The organism is Achromobacter sp. 77 (assembly GCF_020541125.1).
Taxonomy (GTDB): domain Bacteria; phylum Pseudomonadota; class Gammaproteobacteria; order Burkholderiales; family Burkholderiaceae_B; genus Achromobacter; species Achromobacter mucicolens.
This window is the reverse complement of sequence record NZ_CP059848.1, coordinates 5,306,541-5,331,954: the sequence shown is the minus strand read 5'-3', so window position 1 is coordinate 5,331,954 and position 25,414 is coordinate 5,306,541. Positions and strand designations below refer to the sequence as shown.

Annotated in this window: 23 protein-coding genes; 7 read left to right on the top strand and 16 right to left on the bottom strand. The window is 66.1% G+C overall.

Annotated elements, in window-relative coordinates:
• Window positions 1-125: 125 nt before the first annotated feature.
• The 4 genes from H4P35_RS24555 to H4P35_RS24540 all read left to right on the top strand — a co-directional run bounded on the left by H4P35_RS24555 (window position 126) and on the right by H4P35_RS24540 (window position 4,401).
• On the top strand, window positions 126-1,316 hold the full coding sequence (locus H4P35_RS24555) for an amino acid ABC transporter permease (RefSeq protein WP_063954609.1): 1,191 nt from the start codon (window positions 126-128) through the stop codon (window positions 1,314-1,316).
• A gap of 1 nt (window position 1,317) precedes the next feature.
• Window positions 1,318-2,418, top strand: coding sequence for an amino acid ABC transporter permease (locus tag H4P35_RS24550; protein ID WP_063954610.1), 1,101 nt, complete (start codon window positions 1,318-1,320; stop codon window positions 2,416-2,418).
• 61 nt (window positions 2,419-2,479) lie between these two features.
• Window positions 2,480-3,220, top strand: coding sequence for an amino acid ABC transporter ATP-binding protein (locus H4P35_RS24545; protein ID WP_056320495.1), 741 nt, complete (start codon window positions 2,480-2,482; stop codon window positions 3,218-3,220).
• 164 nt (window positions 3,221-3,384) lie between these two features.
• The gene (locus tag H4P35_RS24540; protein ID WP_056320497.1) at window positions 3,385-4,401 is read left to right on the top strand and encodes a tripartite tricarboxylate transporter substrate binding protein; all 1,017 of its coding nucleotides are present in this window, start codon (window positions 3,385-3,387) and stop codon (window positions 4,399-4,401) included.
• Between the two features lie 680 nt (window positions 4,402-5,081).
• Here the strand turns inward: H4P35_RS24540 and H4P35_RS24535 are convergent.
• A complete protein-coding gene (locus H4P35_RS24535; RefSeq protein ID WP_175156216.1) occupies window positions 5,082-5,441 on the bottom strand; it encodes a hypothetical protein in 360 nt (119 codons plus the stop codon).
• A gap of 52 nt (window positions 5,442-5,493) precedes the next feature.
• Between H4P35_RS24535 and H4P35_RS24530 the strand changes: the two genes are divergently transcribed.
• Window positions 5,494-5,856 carry a glyoxalase superfamily protein gene (locus tag H4P35_RS24530; RefSeq protein ID WP_226847347.1) on the top strand — a complete coding sequence of 121 codons (363 nt, stop codon included), beginning with the start codon at window positions 5,494-5,496 and terminating at the stop codon, window positions 5,854-5,856.
• Window positions 5,857-5,865: 9 nt separating this feature from the next.
• Here the strand turns inward: H4P35_RS24530 and H4P35_RS24525 are convergent, their stop codons facing one another.
• The 12 genes from H4P35_RS24525 to gtdA all read right to left on the bottom strand — a co-directional run bounded on the left by H4P35_RS24525 (window position 5,866) and on the right by gtdA (window position 17,260).
• Window positions 5,866-6,558 carry an ABC transporter ATP-binding protein gene (locus tag H4P35_RS24525; protein WP_056320504.1) on the bottom strand — a complete coding sequence of 231 codons (693 nt, stop codon included), beginning with the start codon at window positions 6,556-6,558 and terminating at the stop codon, window positions 5,866-5,868.
• Window positions 6,558-7,310 (bottom strand): ABC transporter ATP-binding protein, encoded by a 753-nt coding sequence (locus H4P35_RS24520; RefSeq protein WP_226847345.1) that lies wholly within the window; start codon window positions 7,308-7,310, stop codon window positions 6,558-6,560. The genes H4P35_RS24525 and H4P35_RS24520 overlap by 1 nt, the downstream gene beginning before the upstream one ends.
• Window positions 7,307-8,254 carry a branched-chain amino acid ABC transporter permease gene (locus H4P35_RS24515; RefSeq protein WP_218948856.1) on the bottom strand — a complete coding sequence of 316 codons (948 nt, stop codon included), beginning with the start codon at window positions 8,252-8,254 and terminating at the stop codon, window positions 7,307-7,309. Before H4P35_RS24515 ends, H4P35_RS24520 begins: the two co-directional genes overlap by 4 nt.
• A 170-nt stretch (window positions 8,255-8,424) precedes the next feature.
• Window positions 8,425-9,339: a branched-chain amino acid ABC transporter permease gene (locus H4P35_RS24510; RefSeq protein ID WP_082586249.1), complete on the bottom strand. Its 915-nt coding sequence runs from the start codon at window positions 9,337-9,339 to the stop codon at window positions 8,425-8,427.
• Between the two features lie 79 nt (window positions 9,340-9,418).
• A complete protein-coding gene (locus H4P35_RS24505) occupies window positions 9,419-10,597 on the bottom strand; it encodes an ABC transporter substrate-binding protein (RefSeq protein ID WP_180097452.1) in 1,179 nt (392 codons plus the stop codon).
• Window positions 10,598-10,701: 104 nt separating this feature from the next.
• Window positions 10,702-11,925, bottom strand: coding sequence for a 3-hydroxybenzoate 6-monooxygenase (locus H4P35_RS24500; protein ID WP_226847344.1), 1,224 nt, complete (start codon window positions 11,923-11,925; stop codon window positions 10,702-10,704).
• A 17-nt stretch (window positions 11,926-11,942) separates the two neighbouring features.
• A complete protein-coding gene (locus H4P35_RS24495) occupies window positions 11,943-13,295 on the bottom strand; it encodes an FAD-dependent oxidoreductase (protein ID WP_180097458.1) in 1,353 nt (450 codons plus the stop codon).
• Between the two features lie 52 nt (window positions 13,296-13,347).
• On the bottom strand, window positions 13,348-14,373 hold the full coding sequence (locus tag H4P35_RS24490; protein ID WP_226847343.1) for a tripartite tricarboxylate transporter substrate binding protein: 1,026 nt from the start codon (window positions 14,371-14,373) through the stop codon (window positions 13,348-13,350).
• On the bottom strand, window positions 14,366-14,743 hold the full coding sequence (locus H4P35_RS24485) for a chorismate mutase (RefSeq protein ID WP_056320518.1): 378 nt from the start codon (window positions 14,741-14,743) through the stop codon (window positions 14,366-14,368). The genes H4P35_RS24490 and H4P35_RS24485 overlap by 8 nt, the downstream gene beginning before the upstream one ends.
• A gap of 2 nt (window positions 14,744-14,745) precedes the next feature.
• Window positions 14,746-15,384 carry a maleylacetoacetate isomerase gene (gene maiA, locus H4P35_RS24480; protein ID WP_226847342.1) on the bottom strand — a complete coding sequence of 213 codons (639 nt, stop codon included), beginning with the start codon at window positions 15,382-15,384 and terminating at the stop codon, window positions 14,746-14,748.
• A gap of 15 nt (window positions 15,385-15,399) precedes the next feature.
• Window positions 15,400-16,098, bottom strand: coding sequence for a fumarylacetoacetate hydrolase family protein (locus H4P35_RS24475; RefSeq protein WP_226847341.1), 699 nt, complete (start codon window positions 16,096-16,098; stop codon window positions 15,400-15,402).
• 94 nt (window positions 16,099-16,192) lie between these two features.
• Complete coding sequence (gtdA, locus tag H4P35_RS24470) at window positions 16,193-17,260, bottom strand: gentisate 1,2-dioxygenase (protein ID WP_180097463.1); 1,068 nt, start codon at window positions 17,258-17,260, stop codon at window positions 16,193-16,195.
• A gap of 184 nt (window positions 17,261-17,444) precedes the next feature.
• Between gtdA and H4P35_RS24465 the strand changes: the two genes are divergently transcribed.
• The gene (locus H4P35_RS24465) at window positions 17,445-18,380 is read left to right on the top strand and encodes a LysR family transcriptional regulator (protein WP_056320529.1); all 936 of its coding nucleotides are present in this window, start codon (window positions 17,445-17,447) and stop codon (window positions 18,378-18,380) included.
• On the top strand, window positions 18,377-18,925 hold the full coding sequence (locus H4P35_RS24460) for a hypothetical protein (RefSeq protein WP_179690478.1): 549 nt from the start codon (window positions 18,377-18,379) through the stop codon (window positions 18,923-18,925). The genes H4P35_RS24465 and H4P35_RS24460 overlap by 4 nt, the downstream gene beginning before the upstream one ends.
• 419 nt (window positions 18,926-19,344) lie before the next feature.
• Here the strand turns inward: H4P35_RS24460 and H4P35_RS24455 are convergent, their stop codons facing one another.
• The 3 genes from H4P35_RS24455 to H4P35_RS24445 form a co-directional block, all read right to left on the bottom strand.
• Window positions 19,345-20,826, bottom strand: coding sequence for an efflux transporter outer membrane subunit (locus H4P35_RS24455; protein WP_081101061.1), 1,482 nt, complete (start codon window positions 20,824-20,826; stop codon window positions 19,345-19,347).
• Between the two features lie 67 nt (window positions 20,827-20,893).
• Window positions 20,894-24,109, bottom strand: coding sequence for an efflux RND transporter permease subunit (locus H4P35_RS24450; protein WP_062841259.1), 3,216 nt, complete (start codon window positions 24,107-24,109; stop codon window positions 20,894-20,896).
• Between the two features lie 25 nt (window positions 24,110-24,134).
• Window positions 24,135-25,337 carry an efflux RND transporter periplasmic adaptor subunit gene (locus H4P35_RS24445; protein WP_056324696.1) on the bottom strand — a complete coding sequence of 401 codons (1,203 nt, stop codon included), beginning with the start codon at window positions 25,335-25,337 and terminating at the stop codon, window positions 24,135-24,137.
• Between the last annotated feature and the right edge of the window lie 77 nt (window positions 25,338-25,414).

Sequence of the window (25,414 nt, the reverse complement as noted above, 5' to 3'; positions counted from 1 at the left end):
CTAGGGCCTGTCTGCACAGGACGTGTATTCTGGACAGGCCCTAACCCGCCTTCGGGCGGGCGGCAGAAGTGGGTGGCGCGGCTTTTCGGGCCTGCCACCCGGTGTCCGACTTCTGTAGATTCATCATGATGACTCCCAACAAAAACGCCCCGATTTCGGCACCCCCACGGCGTCTGAACTGGAATGATCCCGGCGTGCGCTCCGTGGTCTACCAGGTAATTGCGCTGACCGCGGTAGCCTGGGCCGTGTGGTTCCTGGTTTCAAACACGCTCCACAACCTGTCCGTGCGCAACATCGCCACGGGCTTCGGCTTCCTGAACCGCGAGGCGGGCTTTGCCATCGGCGAAACCGCCATCGCCTATTCCCCCTCTGACACTTACGGCCGAGCCATCGTGATCGGCCTGCTCAACACGCTGCGCGTCGCCGTCCTTGGCATCGTGCTGGCGACCATCCTGGGCACGCTCATCGGCATCGGCCGCCTGTCCAAGAACTGGCTCGTGGCCAAGATCACCTCTGTGTATGTCGAGGTGATGCGCAACGTGCCGCTGCTGCTGCAGCTCTTCTTCTGGTATGCGCTGATCACCGAGAACATGCCGGGTCCGCGCCAGGCGCACAATCCGCTGCCGGGCGTGTTCATTTCCAACCGCGGCCTGAAAGTGCCGGCGCTGGAAGGCAACTCGCTCGACTGGATGCTGGCCGGGCTGGGACTGGCGATCGTCGCGATCATCATCCTGGGCCACTACGGCAAGAAGCGCCATGAGGCCACCGGCCACATGTTCCCGCTGGGCCGCTGGGCCATTGGTCTCTTGATCGGGCTGCCGTTCATCGGCTGGCTGGTCAGCGGCGCGTCGCTGACGCTGGACATGCCTGAGCTCAAGGGCTTTAACTTCTCGGGTGGCCTGACGCTGTCGCCGGAATTCGCCGCGCTGCTGGCGGGTCTGGTGATCTACACATCGGCGTTCATTGCCGAAGTGGTGCGCTCGGGCATCCAGGCGGTCAATAACGGCCAATGGGAAGCCGCGGGCTCGCTGGGCCTGCCGCGCTCGAAGGTGCTGCGCCTGGTGATCCTGCCGCAGGCGCTGCGCGTGATCATCCCCCCGATGACCAGCCAGTACCTGAACCTGACGAAGAACAGCTCGCTGGCCGTGGCCATCGGGTACCCCGACATCGTGTCGGTGGTGAACACGACACTGAACCAGACAGGCCAGGCCATCGAGGGCATTCTCATCATCATGGGCGCGTACCTCACGGTCAGCCTGTCGATCTCGATCTTCATGAACTGGTACAACAAGCGCATCGCGCTGGTGGAGCGTTGATATGAGCAGCACTACGCATACCCCCAGCGAAGCCCTGCCGCCGCCCAGCAACCAGACCGGAGCCTGGGCGTGGCTCAGGACGCGTCTGTTCTCGTCGCCGCTGAACATCCTCATCACGGTGCTGCTCGCGTGGTTCTTGCTGATGGCGGTGCCGGCGCTGGTGGAATGGGCCTTCATCAAGGCCAACTTCACCGCGTCCAACGCACAGGAGTGCCGTGCCTCGGGCGGCGCCTGCTGGGCGTTCATCATCGAAAAGCACCGGCTGATCCTGTTCGGCACCTATCCGTACGATGAACAATGGCGGCCGCTGATCGCCACCGTCATCCTGGTGGGCGTGATCGTCTGCAGCGGCATCCGCCGGTTCTGGAACTGGAAGCTTGCCGTCATCTGGACCGTGGGCCTGACGGCCGTGGCGCTCTTGATGTGGGGCGGCGTGTTCGGGCTGACCTACGTGGAAAACGCGCGTTGGGGCGGCCTGCCGCTGACGCTCATCCTGTCCACGTTCGGCATCGCCTTCGCGTTCCCGATCGGCGTGCTGCTGGCCTTGGGCCGGCGCTCGAAGATGCCGGCGATCAAGGCGCTGTGCGTCGTGTACATCGAGCTGATCCGCGGCGTGCCGCTCATCAGCCTGCTGTTCATGTCGTCGGTGATGCTGCCGCTGTTCCTGCCGGAAGGCTTTTCGATCGACAAGCTGCTGCGCGCGCAGATCGCCATCATCATGTTCGCCGCGGCCTACATCGCGGAAACGGTGCGGGGCGGTTTGCAGGCGATTCCGAAGGGACAGTACGAAGGCGCGGATTCGCTGGGCCTGAACTACTGGCAGCAAATGCGCAAGATCATCCTGCCGCAGGCGCTCAAGATCGTGATTCCGCCGCTGGTCAGCATCTTCATCGCGCTGTTCAAGGACACGTCGCTGGTGGTGATCATCGGCATTTTCGACCTGACGCTGGCGGCCAAGGCAGCCTTGTCCGATGCGGCATGGCGCGGATTCGGGGTGGAAGCGTACCTGTTCATTTCGCTGATCTACTTCGTCTTCTGCTTCTCCATGTCCAAATACAGCCAGGCGCTGGAAAAACGCCTGGCAACGGGTCACGCACGCTAGCAATTTGCCGCGCGTCCGCCGCCAGGCGGGCGCGCACCGCGATACTTACGGGAGTACAGGCATGTCGGATGCCATTATTCGTTTGCAGGACGTGAACAAGTGGTACGGCCAGTTCCACGTGTTGCGCAACATCAACCTGGACGTGGCGCCAGGCGAGCGCATCGTGGTGTGCGGACCCTCGGGTTCGGGCAAGTCCACGATGATCCGCTGCATCAACCGCCTTGAAGAGCACCAGAAGGGCCACATCATCGTGGACGGCACGGAGCTCACCAATGATCTGAAGCACATCGAGACGATCCGCAAGGACGTTGGCATGGTGTTCCAGCACTTCAATCTTTTCCCGCATCTGACGGTGCTGGAAAACCTGACGCTCGGACCCATGTGGGTGCTCAAGAAGCCGCGCGCGGAAGCGGAAGCCACCGCAATGAAGTACCTGGAGCGCGTGCGCATTCCGGAGCAGGCCAAGAAGTTTCCGGGCCAGCTGTCGGGCGGCCAGCAGCAGCGCGTGGCGATCGCGCGGTCGCTGTGCATGAACCCCAAGATCATGCTGTTCGATGAGCCGACGTCGGCGCTGGATCCGGAAATGGTGAAGGAAGTGCTGGACGTGATGGTGAGCCTGGCCCAGGAAAGCGGCATGACGATGATCTGCGTGACGCACGAAATGGGTTTTGCGCGCAAGGTCGCGAACCGCGTGATCTTCATGGACCGCGGCGAGATCATCGAACAGAACACCCCGGACGAGTTCTTCGACAACCCGCAGAACGAACGGACCAAGCTCTTCCTGAGCCAGATCCTGCACTGACCGCGCGCTGATCCGCCAAACCGCCTTCGGGCGGTTTTTCTTTGGGTGGCGTTCGGCAAACCCGGGAAGTCGGGGGGATATTCCAGGTATCCCTTTGTTACGGCAGCCATGTGCGTGGGGTATGCTACTGACCGCCATTGATTACGGAGTGAGGAGAACACACCATGACGAATACCCCCCGCAGCGCCGTGCGCCGCGCCCTGTTGCAAGGCGCCGTGGCGCTGGCCGCAACCCTGCCTTTCGGCGCCCCGGCGCTGGCGCAGGCCGCTGACTTCCCGACCAAGCCGATCCGTTTCGTGGTGCCTTACCCGCCCGGCGGCCCGCTGGATACGATGGCGCGCATGCTGGCCGAAAAGGTGCGCGGTTCGCTGGGTCAGCCGGTGATCGTGGAGAACCGTTCGGGCGCGGGCGGCAATATCGGCGCGGACCTGGTGGCCAAGGCGCAGCCTGACGGCTACACGCTGGTGATGGGCGCGGTGGCGACGCACGCGATCAATCCGTGGCTGTTCGCCAACCTGCCTTACGACCCGGTGAAGGATTTTGCGCCGGTGACGATCGTGGCGGCGGTGCCGAACGTGCTGGTGATGAATCTGGAGTTCGCGCAGAAAAACAAGATCGAGACGCTGGCGGACTTGATCGAATACGCGAAGAAGAATCCGGGCAAGCTGAATTACGGTTCGGGCGGCAATGGCAGCGCGGGCCACCTGTCGGGCGAGCTGCTGAAAGCGCGGGCCGGCATCAATGTGGAGCACATCCCCTACCAGGGCGCGGCGCCGGCGCAGTTGGCGCTGCTGTCGGGCCAGTCGGACTTCATGTTCGACAATCTGGCGGCGTCGGCGCCGCTGATCAAGGACGGCAAGGTGAAGGCGCTGGCGGTGACGACGGCCAAGCGCTCGTCGCTGCTGGCTGACGTGCCGACCGTCGAGGAATCGGGCGTGAAGGGTTTTGACCTGGGCACGTGGTTCGGGGTGTTCACGACGGGCGGAACGCCGGCGCCGGTGGTGGCGAAGCTGAACAAGGCCTATGCCGAGGCGATGGGGCAGGCGGATGTGAAGCAGCGTCTGCTGACGATGGGTTCCGAAGCGGGCCCGATGACGCCTGAAGCGTTTGCTGATTTTGTGAAGGCCGAGAAGGCGAAGTATCAGGAGATCGTGAAGATCTCGGGTGCTAGCTTGAATTGATGGCGCTGGCAACGGGCATCTTTTTTACGGGATGCCTGTTGCGATGCAGTTTTGCCGCCCGCCGGGATGCTCACCTGGCGGGCGTTTTGTTTTCTGATGGTGCGTGGATGCTTTCCGGTCGGGGGCTTTGTTTTCTGGTGACGCCTGGGTGCTTTCCGGTCGGGTGCTTTGCTTTCTGGCGACGCCTGGATGCTTTCCGGTCGGGAGCTTTGCTTTCTAGTGACGCCCGGCGCGTCGCCGGCCTGTGGCGCGCGGGGCTACGATTGCGGTCCGGAGCCTTCGCTCCGGACTTCCCCTTCGTCATCTTCGTCCAGGCCTTCGGCCTTCCCTTCAGATTCCCTCGGGCGCATCTACACGCCCCGCGCACCACAGGCCGCCGCCACGCCGGGCTCGGGTGGATTCAGCTTGGCGGGCGTTGGGGCGGATTGGGTTCTTTAGGTTCTTGCCGGCGGTGTTTTGGGTTTGGAGCGTCTTTCGTTGCCCGCCCCGCGTCGGCCGCGCGGGCGGCCTGGCGGGGCATACGCAGTGTCTTGCGTCGGGGCGATGACGCTGCGCGCTGTTGCGCCAGGTGTCTGACACCCTCAGAGACGCTGCCCCGAGCCCGGGCATATGCGACCCGCGTGTCTGACACCCATCGAAGCGCAAGCCTATGCACGGCGCGAAACGCCCATGCGCCTACCTCAAACCGCCGGTCCCTTGATCAGCCACTGCAACATCCTTTGCAGCGAAGCTCGGTCATATTCCGCATCGGTCAACCGGTATTGCTCCGGATCACGGTTCACCCACGAATCCGTCACCGCCCACGCATCGCCGTCCTGCTCCAGCCGCAGCGCGTAGATCCAGTTTCCGGTCCAGCTGCGATGCAAACGCAACCAGCCGTCATGCAGGTAGATGAACCATTTGTCTTCCATCTCCTGCGGAATCACGCCCTGCTGCAAGCGGGCGTACTCGTCGGCGGTATAACGTCCCTGAAAATGCAGCGGTTCACGTTGAGCCGGCGCGGGAAGGTGTTTCCAGGAGTCTTGCGTGGCAATGGGCATGAATGGGCTTCTGTTCTATGCTGGCTTTTTCGCATGCTACCAAGGACCCGCCATGCACCTGCAAGCCGCGATTCCGATTCTGCGCATTTTCTCCGTTGAAAAGGCGCGCGATTTCTATCTGGATTTTCTGGGGTTCACCTGGGACTGGGAGCATCGCTTCGAAGCGGGCTTTCCGCTGTATGCGCAGGTGCATCGGGACGATCTGGTGCTGCACCTGTCGGAGCATCACGGCGATGCGACGCCGGGGTCGGCGGTGTTTGTGCGGATGCAGGGCGTGGATGCGTTTCACGCTGAGGTCAGCGCGAAGCAGTACGCCTACATGCGGCCTTGTGTGGAAAAAACGCCGTGGGGGCGCGTGATGGCGGTGATCGATCCGTTTGGTAACCGGTTGAGCTTTTGCGAGTCGCAGGACTAGCGGCGCGCGCTACACACCCAGGTAGCGGTGCGCCAGTTCGGGTTGCGCGGCCAGCTCGGCGGGGCTGCCTTGCCAGACGACGCGGCCCTTTTCCAGGACGTGGTGGCGGTCGACCAGGGTGGCCATTTCCTTGAGGTTCTTGTCGATCACGAGAATGGTCTGGCCTTCTTCCTTCAAGCGGCGCAGGCAGTTCCAGATTTCCTGGCGGATGAGCGGCGCGAGGCCTTCCGTGGCTTCGTCCAGGATGAGCAGGCGCGGGTTGATGAGGAGGGCACGGCCGACGGCGAGCATCTGTTGTTCGCCGCCCGAGAGGGTGCGGGCCGATTGGGTGCGGCGCTCTTTCAGGCGCGGAAAGAGGTCGAAGACGCGGCCGACGTGCCAACCGGCGCGGGTGTTGCGGGCGGTGGCAATGAGGTTTTCTTCGACCGATAGCGACCCGAATACGCGGCGGCCTTCGGGGACGAGGCCGATGCCCAGCTGGGCGATGCGGTGGGGCGCCATGCCGTTGATGGGTTTGCCGTCGAGCAGGATGCTGCCGCCCTGTGCGGGCAGCATGCCCATGAGGGTTTTGACGGTGGTGCTCTTGCCCATGCCGTTGCGGCCGATCAGGGAGACGACCTGGCGCGGCGCGATGTCCAGGTCGACGCCGAAAAGCACTTTGCTGGCACCGTAGCCGCCTTGCAGTTGTTTGACTTGCAGCATCAGTTTTCCTCGCCCAGGTAGGCGGCGCGCACGTCGGGATGGCGGCGCACCTCGTCGGGCGTGCCGGTGAAGATCGTCTTGCCGTAGACCAGCACGGTGACGCGATCTGCCAGCGCGAAGACGGCGTCCATGTCGTGTTCGACCAGCAAGATGGCGTAGCGGCCCTTCAGGGTCTGGAGCAGGGCGGTCATGCGCTGCGATTCCTCGGCGCCCATGCCGGCCATGGGTTCGTCCAGCAGCAGGACGGACGCATTCAGCGACAGTGCCATGGCCAGTTCAAGCTGGCGCTTTTCGCCGTGCGCCAGCGCCGAGACGTGCACGCCGGCGCGGTCGCCCAGACCGACGCGTTCGAGGGCGTCGCGCGCGGGCTCGCGCAGCCGCGCCATGCGCCGGGCGTTGCGCCAGAGGTTGAAGCCGCCGGGGCTTTGCGCCTGCACGGCCATGGCGACGTTGTCTTCGGCGGTGAAGTCGGGATAGAGCTGGCTGATCTGAAAGGAACGGGCCAGTCCGGCGGCAGGGCGCTTGTGGGCGGGCATGTGCGTGATGTCGCCGCCGTCGAGCCAGATGCTGCCGGCGTCGGGCAGGATCTCACCGCTGATCTGTGACAGCAGGGTGGTCTTGCCCGCGCCGTTGGGGCCGATGAGGGCGTGCAGTTCACCGGGCCGCACGGCCAGGTTGACGTCCTGCGTGGCGTGCACGGCGCCAAAGGATTTCTGCAGGCCACGGATTTCCAGTTTGGGGTGTGACGTCATTGCTTGCCTCCCGCCAGCCAGCCGTATACGCCGCGCTTGCCAAAGAGCACGACCAGGACCAGCACGGGGCCCAGGATCAACATCCAGTGTTCGGTCCAGCCGGTGGCGACCTGTTCCAGGCCCAGGTAAACGGCCACGCCGAGCACGGGACCGAAGATGGAGCCCATGCCGCCCAGGATGACCATAGCCATCAGTTCGCCCGACTTCTGCCAGGCCGACATGTCGGGGCTGACGAAGAGCGCGTAGTTGGCCCACAGCGCGCCCGCCAGTCCGGTGCCGGCCGCCGACAGCACGAATGCAGTGAGGCGGTAGCGCAGCGGGGCGAGACCCAGCCCGATGCTGCGGCGCGGGTTCTGCTTGATGCTCTGCAGGGCCATGCCGAAGGGCGAGTTGACGATGCGCCGGCACAGGATGATCCAGGCCGTCATGAGCGCCAGGCAGACGTAGTAGAAGGTGGATGGATCGTTCAGGTTCAGGCCGGGCAGCGTGTTGCGCGCGTCGATGGACAGGCCGTCGTCGCCGCCGTAGATCATGAGCCCGACGAGGATGAAGTACAGCATCTGTCCGAACGCCAGCGTGATCATGATGAACTGCACGCCCGAGGTGCGTAGCGACAGAAAGCCCACCACCAGGCCCAGCAAGCCTGCGACGGCAACGGCCAGAGGCCACATGACCAGCGCGGCGTTGCTGCCGCTCCAGCCGAACAGCGTCTCGCCCTGGTTCACGTGGAAGGCGGCGATGCCGATGACGTAGCCGCCCAGGCCAAAGAACGCGGCATGGCCGAAGCTGACCATGGCGCCGTAGCCCAGGATGAGGTCCAGGCTGACGGCGGCGATGGCGTAGATGAGAAAGCGCGTCATGAGGTTGACGAGAAAGCTCTCGCCGGTGGCCGATGCGATGGCCGGCACCAGCACGAAGAGCAGCAGGCCGATGGTGTTGACGATGACGCTGCGGGTGAGGCGCGGCCTGCCTGTGGAGCAGGTGTCTGTGCAGATCGAATAGGTGTCTGACACCCCTGATACGCCGTCACGCTTGGAGACGGCGCCTCCTCGGGTGTCAGACACCGCCACTGCAGCAGGACTCGATGGAATTTGTCTGGTCATGAATATCGTTCCTAGCGCTGGGCCGGCACCAGTCCGCGCGGCTTGAACAGCAGCACGATGGCCATCAGGATGTAGATGCTGGCGGACACGAGACTGGAGCTGGCCGAGTCCGACAATTCAGGCGGCAGCAGGCGCGACATCCAGAAGGGGATGTAGGCGCGCCCCAGCGCGTCGGTCATGCCGATCATCAGCGAGCCCACCAGCGCGCCGCGCACGGAGCCCACGCCGCCCACCACGATGACGACGAAGGTGGTGATGAGGATGCGTTCGCCCATGCCGATCTCCACGGCCAGCAGGGGCGCGGCCATGACGCCGGCAAAGCCGCAGAGCAACGCGCCCAGCGTGAAGATCAGGGTAAACAGACGCTGGATGTTCACGCCCAGCGCATCGACCATTTCGCCGTCGTCGGCGCCCGCGCGCACCAGCATGCCGACCCGCGTGCGCGAGATCAGCAGCCACAACCCCAGCGCGACCAGCGCGCCGGCGCCAATGAAGGCCAGCCGCATGATGGGATAGTTCAGGCCGGGCAGGAGCGCGACAGACCCGGACAAGAAAGGAGGAATATCCATGAACGGCGGGCTGCGGCCAAACAGCACGGTGACCAGTTCATTCGTGAAGAGCGTCAGCCCCAGCGTGGCCAGCACCTGATCCAGGTGATCACGCCGGTACAGATGACGGATGACCAGCAGCTCGATCACCAGGCCGTACAGCGCCGCGCCCGCCAGCGCGGCCAGCAGCGAAGCTGCGAACGACCCGGTGGACGCCGCCGCGCTGGCGGCGCAGAACGCGCCCACCATGTAGAAAGAGCCGTGCGTCAGGTTGATGACGTTCATGATGCCGAACACCAGCGTCAATCCGGCCGACAACAGAAACAGCAAGGCGCTGTATTGCAGGCCGTTCAGGACCTGCTCCAGGAACATCAGCATTGCGACTCCTTCTTGGGAGCGTCGGTGTAGTGAGGCTGCGCGGCGCCGGCAAGCCCGGCGCCGCGCAGCCCGTGCCGCGTCATGGCATCTTGCAGTCGGCCGCGTGCACGTCGGTGTGGTCGCGCGCCAGCACCTTCAGATTCTTGTAGACGAGCTTGCCGTCGGGACCCGCTTCGATGTGCAGCAGATACCAGTCCTGGATGGGGTGCTGGTTCGAGCCGAACTTGAACTTGCCCCGCACGCTGGGAAAGTCGGCGCGACGCAGGGCGTTGCGAAAGTCGTCGGGCTTGCCGTTGATGTCGCCATTCACGGCTTTCAGTGCGGAGCCGATCAGGTTGGCGGTGTCGTAGGCCTGGGCCGCGTACGCGGTGGGCGGGCGGTTGTAGGCCTTGGTGAAAGCGTCGACGAAGTGCTTGCTTTGCGGGTTGTCCAGGTCGGCGCTCCACAGCGAGCTAAGGTAAAAGCCCTTGCCGGCGGTGCCGGTGGCAGCCAGCATGCGGTCATCCATAGAGTAGATGGGCGTGATCATCTTGATCTTGTCGGCCAACCCGGAATTGGCGAATTGCTTGGTCAGGTTGATGCCCGCGCCGCCCGGATGAAACTGGAAGATGGCGTCGGGGTTGAGCGAGCGGATGCGCGCCAGTTCCACCGAGAAGTCGGCCTGTTCGAGCTTGGTGTAGATCTCGTCGGCGATCTCGCCTTTGTAGGTGCGCTTGAATCCGGCAATGGCGTCGCGCCCGGCCTGGTAGTTCGGGGCCATGATGACGACGCGCTTGGCGCCCAGTTCGTTGGCGGCCATGCCGGCGGTGTCGGCGTACGAGTCGTTCTGGAACGCCACGGCGAAGTAGTTGGGATTGCAGGCCTTGCCGGCGTAGTTGGAGGGGCCGGCGTTCAGGCTGACATAGAAGGCGCCCGCGTTCAGCACGGTGGGGCCAACGGCGGCCATCACGTTCGAGAAGTTGATGCCGGTGAACAGGCGCACGCCGCCCTGCACCATCTTGTCGGCGATCTGCTTGGCGTTGGCGGGCTTGAGCGCGTCATCTTCCACGCGCACGTTGACCGGCACGCCGCCCAGCTTGCCGCCGCCTTCCTTGACGGCCAGCATGAAGGCGTCGCGCTCGTCCTCGCCGATGTAGCCGGCGGGCGTGGACAGGGTGCCGATGAAACCGATGTCCACCGGTTTGGGCTGCGCGCTGGCCGCGTACGAGGCCAATGACAGCATGACGGCGGCGGCGCCGCGGATGGTGCTTTTGTGCATGGTTGTCTCCTCTGGTGCTTTTCTTGCACTCGTGCTTGTTGTGCTGCGCTGTGTTGATACCGCTTGCCCTGCTGTTTCCTGTCCTGCTGTTTGGCTATCGGTTGTTATTGCGGCGGCTTGGCCGCCAGGCAGTTCTCCACTTTCCACCCGTACAGCCACTGCAACGCGTCGTAGAACTGGGACTGGCTGCGGCCCGTCCACAGCATGTTGCGCACGGTGCGCTCCACGCCGCGCGCGTGATAGAGCCTGCCCATCTCCCGCGTGGACCACACCACGCGCGCGCTGCGCGGAATGCGCACCGATTCGTACAGCCGGAAGGCGGCCGGCAGGTCGTGATCGCAGTGCCGGATCGCCTCGCCCAGCGTCACGGCGTCTTCCAGCGCCATGCAGGCGCCCTGGGCCATGTATTGCGTCATGGGGTGGGCGGCGTCGCCCAGGATCGTGACGCGTCCCTGGCCCCACTGCTCCACGGGTTCGCGATCGGCGGTGGCCCAGCGTTTCCACGAGGTCGGCCGGTCCAGCATCTGGTGCGGTGTCGGATGGATGCCCTGGAAGTAGGACAGCACCTCGTCCTTGCTGCCTTCGCGCACGCCCCATTCCTCTTTCTCGCGGCTATGGAAGGTGACGACCAGGTTGTATTGCTGGCCGCCGCGCAAGGGGTAGTGCACCAGATGGCAGTGTGGACCGGCCCACAGCACGGGCGCGTTGATGCGCAGCTCTCGCGGCATGTTGTCCTGTTCGACCACGGCGCGATAGACGACGTGGCCCGTTACGCGCGCCGGGTCACCCACCATGCGCTCGCGGATCACGGACTTCACGCCATCCGCGCCCACCACGGCGTCGGCGCGGTAGCGGTTGCCCTGCGTGTCCACCACCTCCACGCCGTGTTCGTCCTGCGACATGCTGGCGATCTGCGTGGACGTGCGGAACTGGATCAGCGGGTCCTGCTGCACGGCCTCCAGGATCGACAGATGAATGTCGGCACGATGGATGACCGCGTAAGGGCCGCCAAACCGCGCGCGGAACGCCTCGCCGGTGTCGATGCGCACGACCTCCTTGGCGTCCACGGCATCCATCATGATGATGTGATCGGTGAAGACGGCTCGCTCGCGCGCCGTGCGGCCCACGCCCAGGGCGTCGAGCGCCGCGAACGCGTTGGGCCCGAGCTGGATGCCGGCGCCGATCTCGCCGATATGCGCTGCCTGCTCCAGCAGTTGAACCGCGATGCCTTGCCGCGTCAGCGCCAGCGCGGCGGCCAGGCCGCCGATGCCGCCGCCCACGACGATCACGGTTTGCGTTTTGGCCTTTGCAGCCTGGTTTTGCGTCATGTCGGAATCCCCCGGGATCAGTCCTGGCCGCCCAGGAAGGCGCCCTGCTTTTTCAATTGCGCCTGCAGCGCGGGGATGGATACGTCGCCGGGCGCAATGCCCTCGCGCAACGCCATCGCGGATGCCGTGCCCGCCGCCTCGCCCATGACAAAGCAGCTGCCGCTTACGCGGGCGGCAGATTGGCCTTCGTGCGTCATGGAGGCGCAGCGGCCCGCCACCAGCACGTTGTCGGCCACGCCCGGGCCGCGCCGGGGCACCATCATGCGAAAGGGCAGCTGGTTGTAGCCGCGCGATTCCGGAATCGGCGGCCAGACCCATTTGACGTCGCCGGCGGTGTGCATCTCCAGCGGCCAGCCATTGACGCCGATGCTGTCGGGAAAGTCGGCGCAACCCAGCACGTCTTCCTGGCTGAGCACGGCCTCGCCGACGATGCGGCGGGTCTCGCGAATGCCAAGCTGCGGCGCGATGTCCAGCACATAGGCCTGTTCGAAGCCTGGCACCTTGGCGCGCAGGAAAGCCAGGTAGTTCATGATCTGCCGGCGGCCTTCCAGTTCGCCTGCCGACAGCGAATCCGCGTTGGTGCCGTCCGCGGCGCTGCCGTCGGCGTTGGCCAGCTGCGTGACGTTCACGCGCCATTCGTAATCGTGCTTTTGCGGGCGCACGATGGCGCCCTTGCGGGGAAAGGTGAATTCGCCGCTGGCTGTGGCCTCGTCCATCAGCGCCGGAATGGTCTTCCAGGCTTCCTGCGCCCGCGCGCCGTCGACATTGCCCACCTTGAACATCAGCGTGGGATACAGCATGTGGCCGAGCGCATCGCCCTTTTCAAACGGCAGGCCGCCCCATTGCGCGATATCGGCATCGCCCGAGCAGTCGATGAAGATCTTTGCGCGCACGGCGCAGCGGCCGGACTTGGTTTCCAGGAACAGGGCGTCCACGCGGCCCTGGTCGTCACGCGCGACACCGGTGGCCAGCGCGTGAAACAACACCTGCGCACCGCTGGCCTGCACCAGGCCGTCGGCAGCGCATTTGAACGCCGAAATGTCGTAGGCCTGCGCGTGGATCTTGCCCAGGATCAGATGCGGGTCGTTCAGCCCGTCCATCGCGCGCATGCGGTCGAGCAGGTCGTCGGTCATGCCGTGCACCACCTGCCGGATGTCGCCATGGATGTTGGCGTGCAGGCCGCAGAAGTTGGACACGCCGGCCGCGGTGCCCATGCCGCCCAAGAATCCATAGCGCTCCACCAGCAGCACGCTGGCGCCATTGCGCGCGGCGCTGGCGGCCGCCAGCACGCCGGCCGGGCCGCCGCCCAGGACGACGACCTCGTACTCGCCATAAAGCGGCACCTGGCGGGCGGGTTCGGTGATGACCATCTGACTCTCCTTGCTTGTTGCTGTCGGCGCGCGGCCGGGCCGCGCGACGTCCTTACTGGCCCTTGATGCCCAGCTTCTTGATCAACGGCTCCCAGCGCTTCAACTCGTCGTCCATGTAGCCGCGAAACTGCGCGGGCGTATCGCCGACCGGGTCCATGAACTGCGCCTGCAGCCGCTTGGCGACCTCCGGGTCGTGAATGGCCTGGATCAGCGCGTCGGACAGCTTCTTCTGCATGTCCGCCGGCGTCTTGGACGACACCACGAAGCCGATCCACGCGGAGCCTTCGATCCCTTGCACGCCGACTTCGGCCAGCGTCGGGATGTCGGGCAGCAGGGCGGAGCGCTTGGACGAGGTCACCGCCAGTGCCTTGAGCCGGCCGTCCTTGACCATGGGCATCACGGCTATGGGCGGCAGCGCGGCAAACTGCGTGTCGCCCGACAGCAGCGAGGTCAGCGCCGCCGGCGACGACGGGTAGGGCACATGCGTGGCGCGCGCACCGATCTGCTGCAACAGCAACTCCACAGCCAGATGCGAGACCGTGCCCGCGCCCGGCGACGGGAAGTTGTACTTGTCCGGATTCTTCTTCAATGCCTCCAGCAGCTGGCCGATGTTGTCGATGCCGGCCGCGGACGGCACCACCAGCACATTGGGCTGGTGCACCGCCAACGTCAGCGGCGACAGGTCCTTGGCGGGCGCGTAGGGCAGCTTGTCGAACAGCAGCGTGTTGTTCACCAGCGGACCGGTGATCGACACGCCGAACGTGTAGCCGTCTGGCTTGGCATTGGCGATGGCGAACGTGCCGATGTTGCCGCTGGCGCCGGGCTTGTTCTCGACGACGATGGTCTGGCCCAGGATCGCGCTGGCCTTCTCGCTGACGATGCGCGCGACCTGGTCGGGGCTGGAGCCCGGGCCGAACGGCACCACGGCCTTGAGCGGCTGCGTGGGCCACGCGTCGGCGGCGGTGGCGGCCAACGGCGCCAGCAAGGCCAGGCCAAACGCCGCGGCACGGGTCGTAAAACGGCGTGCAAAACGGCGTGCAAGGCAGCGGCCCGGTTGCGAGGTCGAAGAATCAAGCATGCGTGTCTCCCACGTTCTTCATGGTGTCGAAATAGGTCTGTTCATTGGCGATGAAGGCGGCCACCATCGCGCGGTAGGTGGCGTCCACCACCTGCTCCAGATTCGTGAATCCCTGGTTGTGGCGCTGGGCCAGCGCCCGGGCCTTCTCGAAGACCTGCGCCTGGCGCGCGGGCGCGCTCACCTGAAAGGCGTCGCGCTTGAAGCGCGCGGCATCCTTCACGTACATCGCCCGCTCGGCGATCAGCCGCACGATCTCATCGTCCAGCCGGTCGATATTGGCGCGCACGTCCGCCAGGGTGGCGCACAGCGGGTGGTAGGCCGGGTCGGTGTACTCGCGCAGAGGGGCGCCTTGTGTGTCGGGTTCTTGCATGCTCACTTGGTGTAGTCCGGTTGTTGCGCGGGCGCGGCCTGCTGGAAGGCCGGCTGCGCGTTGCAGTGTTCGACGACGCGCAGAATGCGCGGGTAGGGCGACAGATCGCAGCCCATGCGCTGCGCGTTGGCCACCTGCGGCACCAGGCAGCAGTCCGCCAGCGTGGGCGCGTCGCCAAAGCAATACGCGCCGTGTCCATGACGCGCCAGCAGCGCTTCCACCGCCGTCAGACCCTCGCGGATCCAGTGGTGGTACCAGGCGTTCTTCTGCGCTTCGCTGGCGCCCAGCACTTCCTGCAGGTAGCGCAGGATGCGCATGTTGTTGACCGGGTGGATATCGCACGAGATGGCGTGCGACAGCTCCAGCACGCGGGCGCGCGCCAGCGGGTCAGCGGGAATCAGGCGCGGTTCGGGATGCGCGGCGTCCAGGTAGTCGATGATGGCAAGCGACTGCGACAGCGCAACGTCGCCGTCGACCAGCAGCGGCACGCCGGCCGACGGGTTGCGCGCCACGTAGTCCGGCGCCCGCTGCTCCTGCTTGCGCAGGTTCACGGGCAGGTATTCATAGGGCAGGCCCTTGAGCGCGAGCGCGATGCGCACGCGGTAGGACGTGGAGCTGTTGAAGAAGTTGTGCAGTTGCATGCGGGTCTCCCGGCCTCAAGCCATCTGCACGCTGAGCGTGCCCAGTCCGTCCACGCCGCCGACCATTTTGTCGCCGCGCACCACGGGGCCGACGCCTTCGGGCGTGCCGGTGTAGATCAGGTCGCCGGCCTCCAGGCGGAAGTACTTCGAGAGATACGCAATGGTTTCCGCGATGGACCAGATCAGCTTGCCGATGTCGCTGCGCTGGCGGTCTGCGCCGTTGACCTGCAGCCAGATGCCGGCCTGCTCGATGCCGCTGACCGATTGGGCCGGATGCAACGGGCCGATCGGCGCGCTCTGGTCGAACGCCTTGCCCAGTTCCCACGGGCGGCCGGCTTCGCGCATCTTCATCTGCAGATCGCGGCGCGTCATGTCCAGGCCGACGGCGTATCCCCACACATGTTGCAGAGCCTCGTCGACACTGATGTTGGCGCCGCCCTTGCCGATGGCGGCGACCAGTTCGATCTCGTAGTGCAGGTTGGACGTTTCGGGCGGATAGGGCAGAGAGAGGGTGCTGCCTTGCGCGACCGGCACGACGGCGTCGGCCGGCTTGCAGAAGAAGAACGGCGGTTCGCGGTCGGGGTCAAAACCCATTTCCCGCGCGTGGGCGGCGTAGTTGCGGCCGACGCAGTACACGCGGCGCACGGGAAAACTGTCCTGGCTGCCGGCAATGGGCACGGCAACGGGAGCGGCGGGAGCAAACACAAATGACATGGGTCACCCTTTGAAGGCGGAGGGAAATTGGAATTTCGGCCGTATTCGCGGCCAGCTTCTGCCACGTGCTGCCACGTGCGGCCGTGCGCGGGCGTCAGTCGACGCGTTCTTCGCGCCACAGGCCCAGCGCGTCCTGCACCGGCCGATCGGAATAGCTGAAGAGCGTCGCGTCTTCCAGCGCGGCAAGCTGCACCGGCATCCAGGAGGGCGCGACGAACACATCGCGCGGCCCAAAATGAAACTCCTGGTCGCCGATGCGCGCCGTGCCTCGGCCCTCGACCACGCTGTACACCGTGGAGTCGGTCGTGCGCGTGGTCTTGCCCTGAAAGCCTGCCGGCAGGAACTGCATGAAGGTGGCCATCGTCGGCATGGGATAGCCGCCCGTGGCCGGATTCAGGTAGCGCAGCTTGACGCCGTCCCACGGGTCGAGCTCGCCGTGCCGGTAGAGCGCATCCAGCGCCTCGCGGCTGCGTTCGTAGGGGTAGTTGAAGATGGGCGAGGTGCCGCTGGAAACGTGATGCCGCACGGGCGCCATGTTGTGGCCAAAGCGCGCCATGCTGTCGCCTTCGGGCCGCGTGACCGGCTGCGTGGCGGACGGATAGTTCTCGGCAAAGCCGGCATCCAGGAAGCGCAGCAGCGGAATGTCCAGGCCGTCCAGCCAGACCACCGGCTCGCCGCCTTCCACCGTTTCGGCGTTACCGTGGTCGTGCCAGGTCCACGAGGGCGTAATGATGAAGTCGCCGGGGTGCATCGTGGTGCGCTCGCCGTTGACGGCGGTGTACGCGCCGCGGCCCTCGACGATGAAACGCAGGGCCGATTGCGTGTGGCGGTGGCTGGGCGCGATTTCGCCGGGCAGGATGAGCTGCAGTCCCGCGTACAGGCTTTGCGTGATGCTGGCCTGGCCGGGCAGGCCCGGGTTTTCCAGGATCAGCACGCGGCGCACGGCTTCTTCCGCGGTGATCAGCGATCCGGACGCCATCACGTCGTCGCGCACGTCGTCGTACTTCCAGAGGGCGGGCACGCAGCGCGGCGCGGGTTGGCGCGGCACCAGGTTGTGCAGCGATTCCCACAGCGGGGCCATGTGTTTCTTGGCGATGCGCGCGTAATAACGGGCGCGGTCCGAAGCGGCGCTGTCCGCGCCGGCGCAATGACCGTCGTGCATGGTTGTCTCCTGTATGTCCGGCTGGTGCCGGCTTCTACGGGCGGCCGCCGCGTAAGTTCGCGGCAGGTCCTGATATGGAGACGATTATGCGAGCAGGAGCTATGTGGTTTGAAATGAAATTATCTTATTATCCATACCAATAACCATATACATACGAGACAAACCTCCCATCAAAAGGGCCTGCATGGACTGGACCCATCGCTTGCGGCTGCGCAATCTGAAGATGCTGCTCAGCCTGGCCCAGACCCGCAACATCAGCCACTCGGCCGCGATGCTCAATACGACGCAGCCGGGCCTGTCGAAATGGCTGAAGGATCTGGAAGACGATATTGGCTTGCCGCTCTTCGAGCGTCACGCGCGCGGCCTGCGCCCGACGCCGCATGGCGACGTGCTGATCGCGCACGCGCAGCGCGTGGAGTCGCAACTGGATCGCGCCAGCGCGGACATGGCGGCCCTGCGCGAGGGCGGCGGCGGGCGCGTGGTGATCGGCGCATCCGGCGCGTCTGCGTCCGACACCGTGCCGCTGGCGGTGATGAAGCTGCTGGAACGCATGCCGCAGGCGCGCGTGAAACTGGTCGAGGGAACGACCGATCGTCTGCTGGCCCAACTGGCGCAAGGGGAACTGGATATCGTCGTGGGACGGTCGGCGCCGGAGCACCATGATCCCGCGATCCGCTTCGAGGCGCTGTACCTGGAACCCATCCACCTGGTGGCGCGGCCTCGCCATCCGCTCTTCGCAGTGGAGCAGCCAAGCTGGCAGGACCTGCTGTCCTACCGCTGGATCCTGTGGCCCAAGGGCACGCCCATCCGAAACGCGGTCGACGCCGCGCTGGCCGCGGCCGGACAGGCGCCGCCGCCCGACCATATCGAATCCAATTCCGTCACCGTCAACCTGACCCTCATCAACAACAGCGACATGATCGGCGTCGCGTCGCACCGCGCCGCGCTGCGCTTTTCGCAGATGCGGGCGATGCGCATCATTCCGGTGCGGCTGTCGGGGTTCGGGTCGGTCGCGATGTATTGGCGGGAGGATGCGTTCCGGCCTGTGGCCGTGGAAGAGGCGATGGCCGCGCTGCGAAGCACCGTGGCCGAACATGCACCCGGCGTGACACGGCTATGACCCCCGAGCCCGCCTCCGGCCTGAACGCCCTGATTGATCAGTGCCGCAAGCTGGAAGCGGCTTTGGAGGCTGGCAACGACCCTTCCTCGTCTGCGGCGATGCACCGCTTCGTGGCCCACATGGACGAGGGCCGCACGCCACCGGGCATGTGGTCGCCCCTGGTGCTGTCCGTGCTGGTGATGGCGGGCGGGCTGGGCGTCGGCATTGAATTGCTAAGCCTGCTGCTGCGATTCGTCGGCCCCGCGATGGCCGCGTTCGCGCTGGTCGCGGTGTGCGCGGGGACTGCGCTGGGCCTGTCGATCGGGATGGTGCTGATGATGGCGGGGCGGGTACAGGGCGTGGTGCTGCTCAAGCGCCTGTCGATAGGTCTGATCGTCGTGGGGGCACTTGGCGGCATCGCCTGGACGCAGGGCGACGTCAGGGCGGTGGGGCCGGTGGTGGCGGTGCTTGGCGGGTTGGGGGCTTGGCTGGTGATGAATTCTGGCGGGTTTTATGTGTTTGTGGGGTATCGGGTGGCGTTGCGGTGTTTGGCGCGCCGGGGGTGATGGGGCGTGGGGTTGACTGCGATGTTTGCGGGGGGGCTTTTTCTTTTGACGCCCGGCGCGTCGGCGGCCTGGGCGCGCGGGGCCACGATTGCGGTCCGGAGCCTTCGCTCCGGACTGCCCCTTCGTCATCTTCGTTGTCGCCTTCGGCGACTGCCTTCAGATTCCCTCGGGCGCATCTACACGCCCCGCGCGCCCAGGCCGCCGACACGCCGGGCTGCGATGGTTTGGGCTTCACGGGCGCTGGGGCGAGTTGAGTTCTTGGGGTTCTTGCCAGCGCGGGGTCGGGCTTGAAGCGTCTTGCGGAGCCCGCCCCACTGCGGCCGCGCGGGCGGCCTTGTGGGCCTTACGCGGTGTCTTGCGTCGGGTTTATGACGCTGCGCGCTGATGTGCGGGTGCCAGACATCAGCCTGTCGCCGTCTTTACTTCGCAGCCACCTTCTCCGGCGGCACCGGATTCTCCCAGCCGCCGCCGATGGCGCGGATCAGTCCCACTGTCGAGCGGGCCTGTTCTCCGGTCAATTGGACCGCGACGCGCTGTTGCAGGAGGACGCTGCGGTCGGCTTCGATCACGTCGAGGTAGCTGATGGAACCTTCGCGGTACTGCGTATGCGAGAGCTTTGCGGCGCGGGCGGCGGCTTCTACGGCTGCGTTCTGGGCCTTGGTCTGGTCAGCGAGAATGCGCAGGTTGGCCAGGTTGTCTTCGACCTCGCGGAACGCGTTCAGGACGGTCTGGCGGTAGACGGCGACGTCTTCCTCGTAGACGGCGCGGGCGCGGTCCAGGCCGGCCTGGCGGCGGCCGCCGTCGAAGATGGGCATGGACAGGGCGGCGCCGACCAGGGGGCCCAGCAGGAACGTGCGGCTGGACCATTGGAAGAGGTTGCCCAGTTCCGAGGACTCGTAGCCGAAGGCGCCGGTGATGTCCAGGCGCGGGAAGAACGCGGACTTGGCGGCGCCGACGCGGGCGTTGGCGGCGGCCATGGCGCGTTCGGCGGCGGCGATGTCGGGGCGGCGTTCGAGCAGCGTGGACGGCAGGCCGGCGGGGATGGTCAGCGCGATCTGTTCGATGGGCTGCGGCGGCATCGTGAATTCCGACGGGGCGCGGCCCAGCAGGACGGCCAGCGCGTGTTCGGCGGTGGCGCGGCGGCGGTCGATGCCCAGGGCCTCGGATTGCGCCGACGCGAGTTCAGCCTTGGCGCGCGCGAGGTCCAGTTCACTGATGTCGCCGGCGTCATACCGGCGCTGGATGAGTTGCAGCGTATCCGTGCGCAGCTTGACGGTCTGGTGGTAAAGACGCGATTCGGCGTCCTGTTCGCGCACCAGGAAGTAGGTGGTGGCGACGTCGGCCTGCAGGGCCAGCAGCACCGAGCGGTACAGCGCTTCGCTTTGCTGCGCGTCGGCGGTGGCGGCGTCCACGGTCGATGCGACGCGGCCGAAGAGGTCGGCCTCGTAGGATACGGTGCCTTGGGCGCGCCACGTGGTGACGGGCGATGTGGACGTGCCGTCGGGCAGGCCTTGAGACACGGCCGACGGGCGTTGGCGGTTGGGGCCGAAGCCGGCGTCCAGGCTGGGGAAGAAGCCGGAACGCGCTTCACGCTGCAGGGCGCGCGCTTGCGTCAGCCGGGCCGCGGCGGCCTGCAGGTCCTGGTTGGCGCGCTGAGCTTCCTCTTCGAGCTGGTTCAGGCCTTCGTCGCCGAACACTTTCCACCAGGCGCCGCGCAGCGCGTCTTCGGACGGCTCGGCGGGCTTCCACGTGCCGGCTTCGGACGCGGGCAGGGCGGCTTCCTTGAAGGCCGCCGGCGTGTCGGCCGAGGGCCGCTCGTAGGTGGGACCCACCGCGCAGCCGGCCAGCACCAGCAGCAGGGCGAGCAGGGCGGATCCTCGGGTCAGTCTTTTCATCATCATGACGTTTCTCTTTGGCGCGCGTCCCATCCCACTGGACAGGACGCGCTGGCTACTCTGGTTTGCCGGCCTACGCGTGGTGTTGCGGGGCGGGCGGCGCGTTCGGGTCGATGTGCGGCACGCAGACCGGCGCTTCATGCGGCGCGGCCGAGTGCAGCTTCTTGCCGCCCAGCGAACGCAGCAGGACATAGAACACCGGCGTGAGGAACAGGCCGAACAGGGTCACGCCCAGCATGCCGAAGAACACGGCGACACCCATGGCGTGGCGCATTTCGGAGCCGGCGCCCGACGACAGCACCAGCGGCACCACGCCCATGATGAATGCGATGGACGTCATCAGGATGGGACGCAGACGCAGGCGGCTGGCCTCGATGGCGGCTTCGAGCGGCGTGCGGCCGTTCATCTCGAGTTCTCGGGCGAACTCCACGATCAGAATCGCGTTCTTTGCCGACAGCCCCACCAGCACCATCAGGCCGATCTGCGTGAAGATGTTGTTGTCGTTGCCGGTCAGGTAGACGCCGGTCAGCGCCGCCAGGATGCTCATCGGCACGATCAGGATCACGGCCAGCGGCAAAGTCAGGCTTTCATACAGCGCGGCCAGCACCAGGAACACGAGCAGCACGCTGATCGGGAACACCCAGAGGCCGGCGTTGCCCGCCAGGATCTGCTGGTACGTGAGGTCGGTCCATTCGAACTTGACGCCACGCGGCAGGGTTTCGGCGGCGACGCGTTCGGCCGCGGCCTGCGCCTGGTCGGACGAGAAGCCGGGGGCCGGTCCGCCGTTGATGTCGGCGGCGGTGTAGCCGTTGTAGCGCACGACCATTTCCGGGCCGAAGGTCTGCTTGACCGTGACCAGCGAGGACAGCGGCACCATGTCGCCGGCGGCATTGCGGGTCTTCAGTTGCAGGATGTCGTCGGCGTGCGCGCGGAACGGCGCGTCTGCCTGCGCTCGCACCTGGAACACGCGGCCAAAGCGGTTGAAGTCGTTGACATACATGGAGCCCAGGTAGATCTGCATGGTGTCGAAGACTTCGGTCACCGGCACGCCCAGCTGCTTGGCCTTGACGCGGTCCAGGTCCACGTCAAGCTGCGGGACGTTGATCTCGTAGCTGGAGAACGTGGGGCCCAGTTCGGGCGTCTGACGCGCCTTTTCCAGGAAGGCCTGCTTGGCCTTGTCCAGTTCGGCGTAGCCCAGCGCCGCGCGGTCTTCCAGCTGGAGCTTGAAGCCACCCAGCGTGCCCAAGCCCATGACGGGCGGCGGCGGGAACACGGCGATGAACGAATCCTGGATGGCTGCGAACTTCTGGTTCAGCGAGGCCGCGATGGCGTTGCCGGACAGTTCGGCGCCCCGGCGTTCGTCGAACGGCTTGAGCGTGACGAACACGATGCCCGCGCTGGAGCTGTTGGTGAAGCCGTTGATCGACAGGCCCGGGAAGGCAATGGCCGACTGCACGCCGGGTTCCTTCAGGGCGATGTCGCTCATGCGGCGGATCACGTCTTCGGTGCGATCCAGCGAGGCGCCGTTGGGCAGCTGCGTGAAGCCGATCAGGTACTGCTTGTCCTGCGCGGGCACGAAGCCGCCGGGCACCAGGTACGACACGCCGAGGGTCGCGGCGACCAGCACGGCATAGACGCCCATTGCGCCGGCCTTGCGGCGGATGACGCTGGCCACGCCCGTGCCGTAGGACTCGGACGCGCGGCCGAACATGTTGTTGAACCAGTTGAAGAAGCGGCCGAAGACGCGATTCATGCCGCGGGTCAGCCAGTCGGGCTTGTCGTGGTGGCTCTTGAGCAGCAGGGCCGACAGGGCGGGCGACAGGGTCAGCGAGTTGAAGGCCGAGATCACCGTCGAGATGGCGATGGTCATGGCGAACTGCTTGTAGAACTGGCCGGTCAGGCCCGTCATGAAGGCCAGGGGCACGAACACGGCGCACAGCGTCAGCGCGATGGCGATGATGGGACCGCTGACCTCGCGCATGGCGCGATAGGTCGCATCGCGCGGACTCAAGCCCGCCGCGATGTTGCGCTCGACGTTTTCGACCACCACGATGGCGTCGTCCACCACGATCCCGATGGCCAGCACCATGCCGAACAGCGACAGCGCGTTGATGGAGTAGCCGAACATCAGCAAGAGCGCGAACGTCCCCACGATGGACACGGGCACCGCGAGCAGCGGAATGATGGACGCGCGCCAGGTCTGCAGGAACAGGATCACGACCAGCACGACCAGCGCGATGGCTTCGAGCAGCGTGTGCACGACGGCCTCGATACTGGAGCGCACGAACTGCGTGGGGTCGTATTCGATGCGGTATTCCACGCCCGGCGGGAAATCCTGGGCCAGTTCGGCCATGGCGGCGCGCACCTGGCTGGACACGTCCAGCGCGTTGGCGCCCGGCGATTGCATGATGCCCATGCCCACCGCCTGCTTGTTGTTCAAGAGCGAGCGCAGGCCGTATTCCTGCGCGTCCAGTTCAACCCGCGCCACGTCGGACAGGTGCGTGACCGCGCCGTCCGGCGAGGTCTTCAGGATGATGTCGCGGAATTCGTCTTCGGTCTGCAGGCGGCCGCGTGCGTTCACGTTCAGTTGCAGCGGCACGTCGCCCTGCGTGGGCGAGGCGCCGATCACGCCGGCCGCGACCTGCACGTTCTGCTCGCGGATCGCGTTGACGACTTCGGACGCGGTCATGCCGCGCTGGGCGACCTTCTGCGGATCGAGCCACACGCGCATGGAGTAGTTGCCCGAGCCCCACACCGTGACTTCACCCACGCCCGTGATGCGCGACAGGCGGTCCTTCACGTTCAGGATCGCGTAGTTGCGCAGGTACGTGATGTCGTAGCGGTCGTTGGGCGAGATCAGGTGGACCACCAGCGTCAGCGTGGGCGAGCTCTTGGCCGTGGTCACGCCCAGGCGCTGCACGTCCGGCGGCAGGCGCGGCAGCGCCTGCGACACGCGGTTCTGCACCAGCTGCTGCGCCTTGTCCGGGTCCACGCCCAGCTTGAAGTTGACCGTCAGCGTCAGGTTGCCGTCGCTGTTGGCCTGCGACTGCATGTACAGCATGTTCTCCACGCCGTTGATGGATTCTTCCAGCGGCGAGGCGACGGTTTCGGCGATGACCTTGGGGTTGGCGCCCGGGTACTGCGCGCGCACCACCACCGATGGCGGCACGACTTCCGGGTATTCGGAGATGGGCAGCTGGAACATGGCCAACAGGCCCGCCAGCAGCACCAGGATCGATAGGACGCCGGCGAAGATCGGCCGGTCGATGAAGAATTTCGAGATATTCATAAACGTTCTCGTTCGACGCGTCGGCTCAGTTCTGTGCCGAGGCGGTCTTGACCGGGTTGCCGGGGGTACGCTTGGCCGCAACCATGGGGACGACGGTCGGGGTCACGGCATCGCCGGGGCGGATGCGCTGCAGGCCGTTGACGACGATGCGCTCGCCGGCGGCCAGGCCCGAATCCACCACGCGCAGGCCTTCCTGGTTGGCGCCCAGCTTCACTTGGCGGTAGACGGCGTGGTTCTTGTCGTCCAGCACGAGCACAAAGCGCTTGTCTTGGTCGGTGCCGATGGCGCGTTCGTCGATCAGCACGGCCGCGCGCGGCTCGCTGCCGCCCAGGCGGATGCGGGCGTACAGACCGGGCAGCAGCGTGCCGTCGGCGTTGTCGAACTCGGCGCGCACGCGGATGGTGCCGGAGGTGGCATCCAGGCGGTTGTCCACCGATTGCACAGCGCCCGTGCGCGAGTAGCCGTCTTCGTTGGCCAGACCCAGTTCGACCGGCACCGCGCCGGCGCGGCCGTTGCGCACCGGGTTCACGTAACGCAGGAACGTTTGTTCGTCCACGTCGAACGATGCGTACATCTTGGACACCGACACCAGCGTGGTCAGCGGCACCGACGCGGCGCCGGCGGCCACTACGTTGCCTACCGTGACCTCGGCGCGCGACACGCGGCCGTCCACGGGCGCCTCGATGCGGGTGTAGCCCAGGTTCAGCTTGGCGTAGTCCAGCGCGGCCTGCGCGCCTTGCAGGTTGGCGGCGGCTTCGCGGGCGGCGTTCTGCTTTTCCTCGAAGTCGCGGCGGGCGATGGCGTTGTCGGCCAAGAGGCGCTGGCCGCGGGCCAGTTCGGACGCCGTGTAGGCGGCCCGGGCCTTGGCGGCCGTCAGCGCGGCGGCGGCGCGGTCCACCTCGGCCGCGTAAGGGCGCGGGTCGATGGTGAAGAGCACGTCGCCCTTCTTGACGATGCTGCCGTCCTTGAAGTGGACGGCGGTCAGCGTGCCGGACACCAGCGGCCGGATATCCACGCGGTCGATGGCCTCCAGGCGGCCGGAATAGCGCTGCCAGTCGACGATGGTCTTGTTGACCACCTCGGCCACCTCGACCGGGGGCGCGGCCGGGGCGCCCTGCGCCATGGCGACATTGCCGCCCGCGGGACCGCGGGTGAGGGCGTAGCCGCCACCGGCCGCCAGCACGGCTGCAAATACGACGAGCACAGCAATACGTTTACGCGAAACCATGGTGTTTCCTTGAGTGGTTCTTTAGAGGCGGAAGCGCGCTTGCCCGGAATGCGGGAAAACAGAAGGCGGCGGTGCGG

Coding starts and splice junctions, on each gene's coding strand:
- H4P35_RS24530 (WP_226847347.1), top strand. CDS start 5,494: ATGCACCTGCAAGCCGCGATTCCGATTCTGCGCATTTTCTCCGTTGAA.
- H4P35_RS24465 (WP_056320529.1), top strand. CDS start 17,445: ATGGACTGGACCCATCGCTTGCGGCTGCGCAATCTGAAGATGCTGCTC.
- maiA (WP_226847342.1), bottom strand. CDS start 15,384: ATGCAACTGCACAACTTCTTCAACAGCTCCACGTCCTACCGCGTGCGC.
- H4P35_RS24520 (WP_226847345.1), bottom strand. CDS start 7,310: ATGACGTCACACCCCAAACTGGAAATCCGTGGCCTGCAGAAATCCTTT.
- H4P35_RS24455 (WP_081101061.1), bottom strand. CDS start 20,826: ATGATGATGAAAAGACTGACCCGAGGATCCGCCCTGCTCGCCCTGCTG.
- H4P35_RS24505 (WP_180097452.1), bottom strand. CDS start 10,597: ATGCACAAAAGCACCATCCGCGGCGCCGCCGCCGTCATGCTGTCATTG.
- H4P35_RS24510 (WP_082586249.1), bottom strand. CDS start 9,339: ATGCTGATGTTCCTGGAGCAGGTCCTGAACGGCCTGCAATACAGCGCC.
- H4P35_RS24545 (WP_056320495.1), top strand. CDS start 2,480: ATGTCGGATGCCATTATTCGTTTGCAGGACGTGAACAAGTGGTACGGC.
- H4P35_RS24460 (WP_179690478.1), top strand. CDS start 18,377: ATGACCCCCGAGCCCGCCTCCGGCCTGAACGCCCTGATTGATCAGTGC.
- H4P35_RS24445 (WP_056324696.1), bottom strand. CDS start 25,337: ATGGTTTCGCGTAAACGTATTGCTGTGCTCGTCGTATTTGCAGCCGTG.
- H4P35_RS24500 (WP_226847344.1), bottom strand. CDS start 11,925: ATGACGCAAAACCAGGCTGCAAAGGCCAAAACGCAAACCGTGATCGTC.
- H4P35_RS24495 (WP_180097458.1), bottom strand. CDS start 13,295: ATGGTCATCACCGAACCCGCCCGCCAGGTGCCGCTTTATGGCGAGTAC.
- H4P35_RS24555 (WP_063954609.1), top strand. CDS start 126: ATGATGACTCCCAACAAAAACGCCCCGATTTCGGCACCCCCACGGCGT.
- H4P35_RS24535 (WP_175156216.1), bottom strand. CDS start 5,441: ATGCCCATTGCCACGCAAGACTCCTGGAAACACCTTCCCGCGCCGGCT.
- H4P35_RS24540 (WP_056320497.1), top strand. CDS start 3,385: ATGACGAATACCCCCCGCAGCGCCGTGCGCCGCGCCCTGTTGCAAGGC.
- gtdA (WP_180097463.1), bottom strand. CDS start 17,260: ATGCACGACGGTCATTGCGCCGGCGCGGACAGCGCCGCTTCGGACCGC.
- H4P35_RS24475 (WP_226847341.1), bottom strand. CDS start 16,098: ATGTCATTTGTGTTTGCTCCCGCCGCTCCCGTTGCCGTGCCCATTGCC.
- H4P35_RS24450 (WP_062841259.1), bottom strand. CDS start 24,109: ATGAATATCTCGAAATTCTTCATCGACCGGCCGATCTTCGCCGGCGTC.
- H4P35_RS24550 (WP_063954610.1), top strand. CDS start 1,318: ATGAGCAGCACTACGCATACCCCCAGCGAAGCCCTGCCGCCGCCCAGC.
- H4P35_RS24525 (WP_056320504.1), bottom strand. CDS start 6,558: ATGCTGCAAGTCAAACAACTGCAAGGCGGCTACGGTGCCAGCAAAGTG.
- H4P35_RS24485 (WP_056320518.1), bottom strand. CDS start 14,743: ATGCAAGAACCCGACACACAAGGCGCCCCTCTGCGCGAGTACACCGAC.
- H4P35_RS24490 (WP_226847343.1), bottom strand. CDS start 14,373: ATGCTTGATTCTTCGACCTCGCAACCGGGCCGCTGCCTTGCACGCCGT.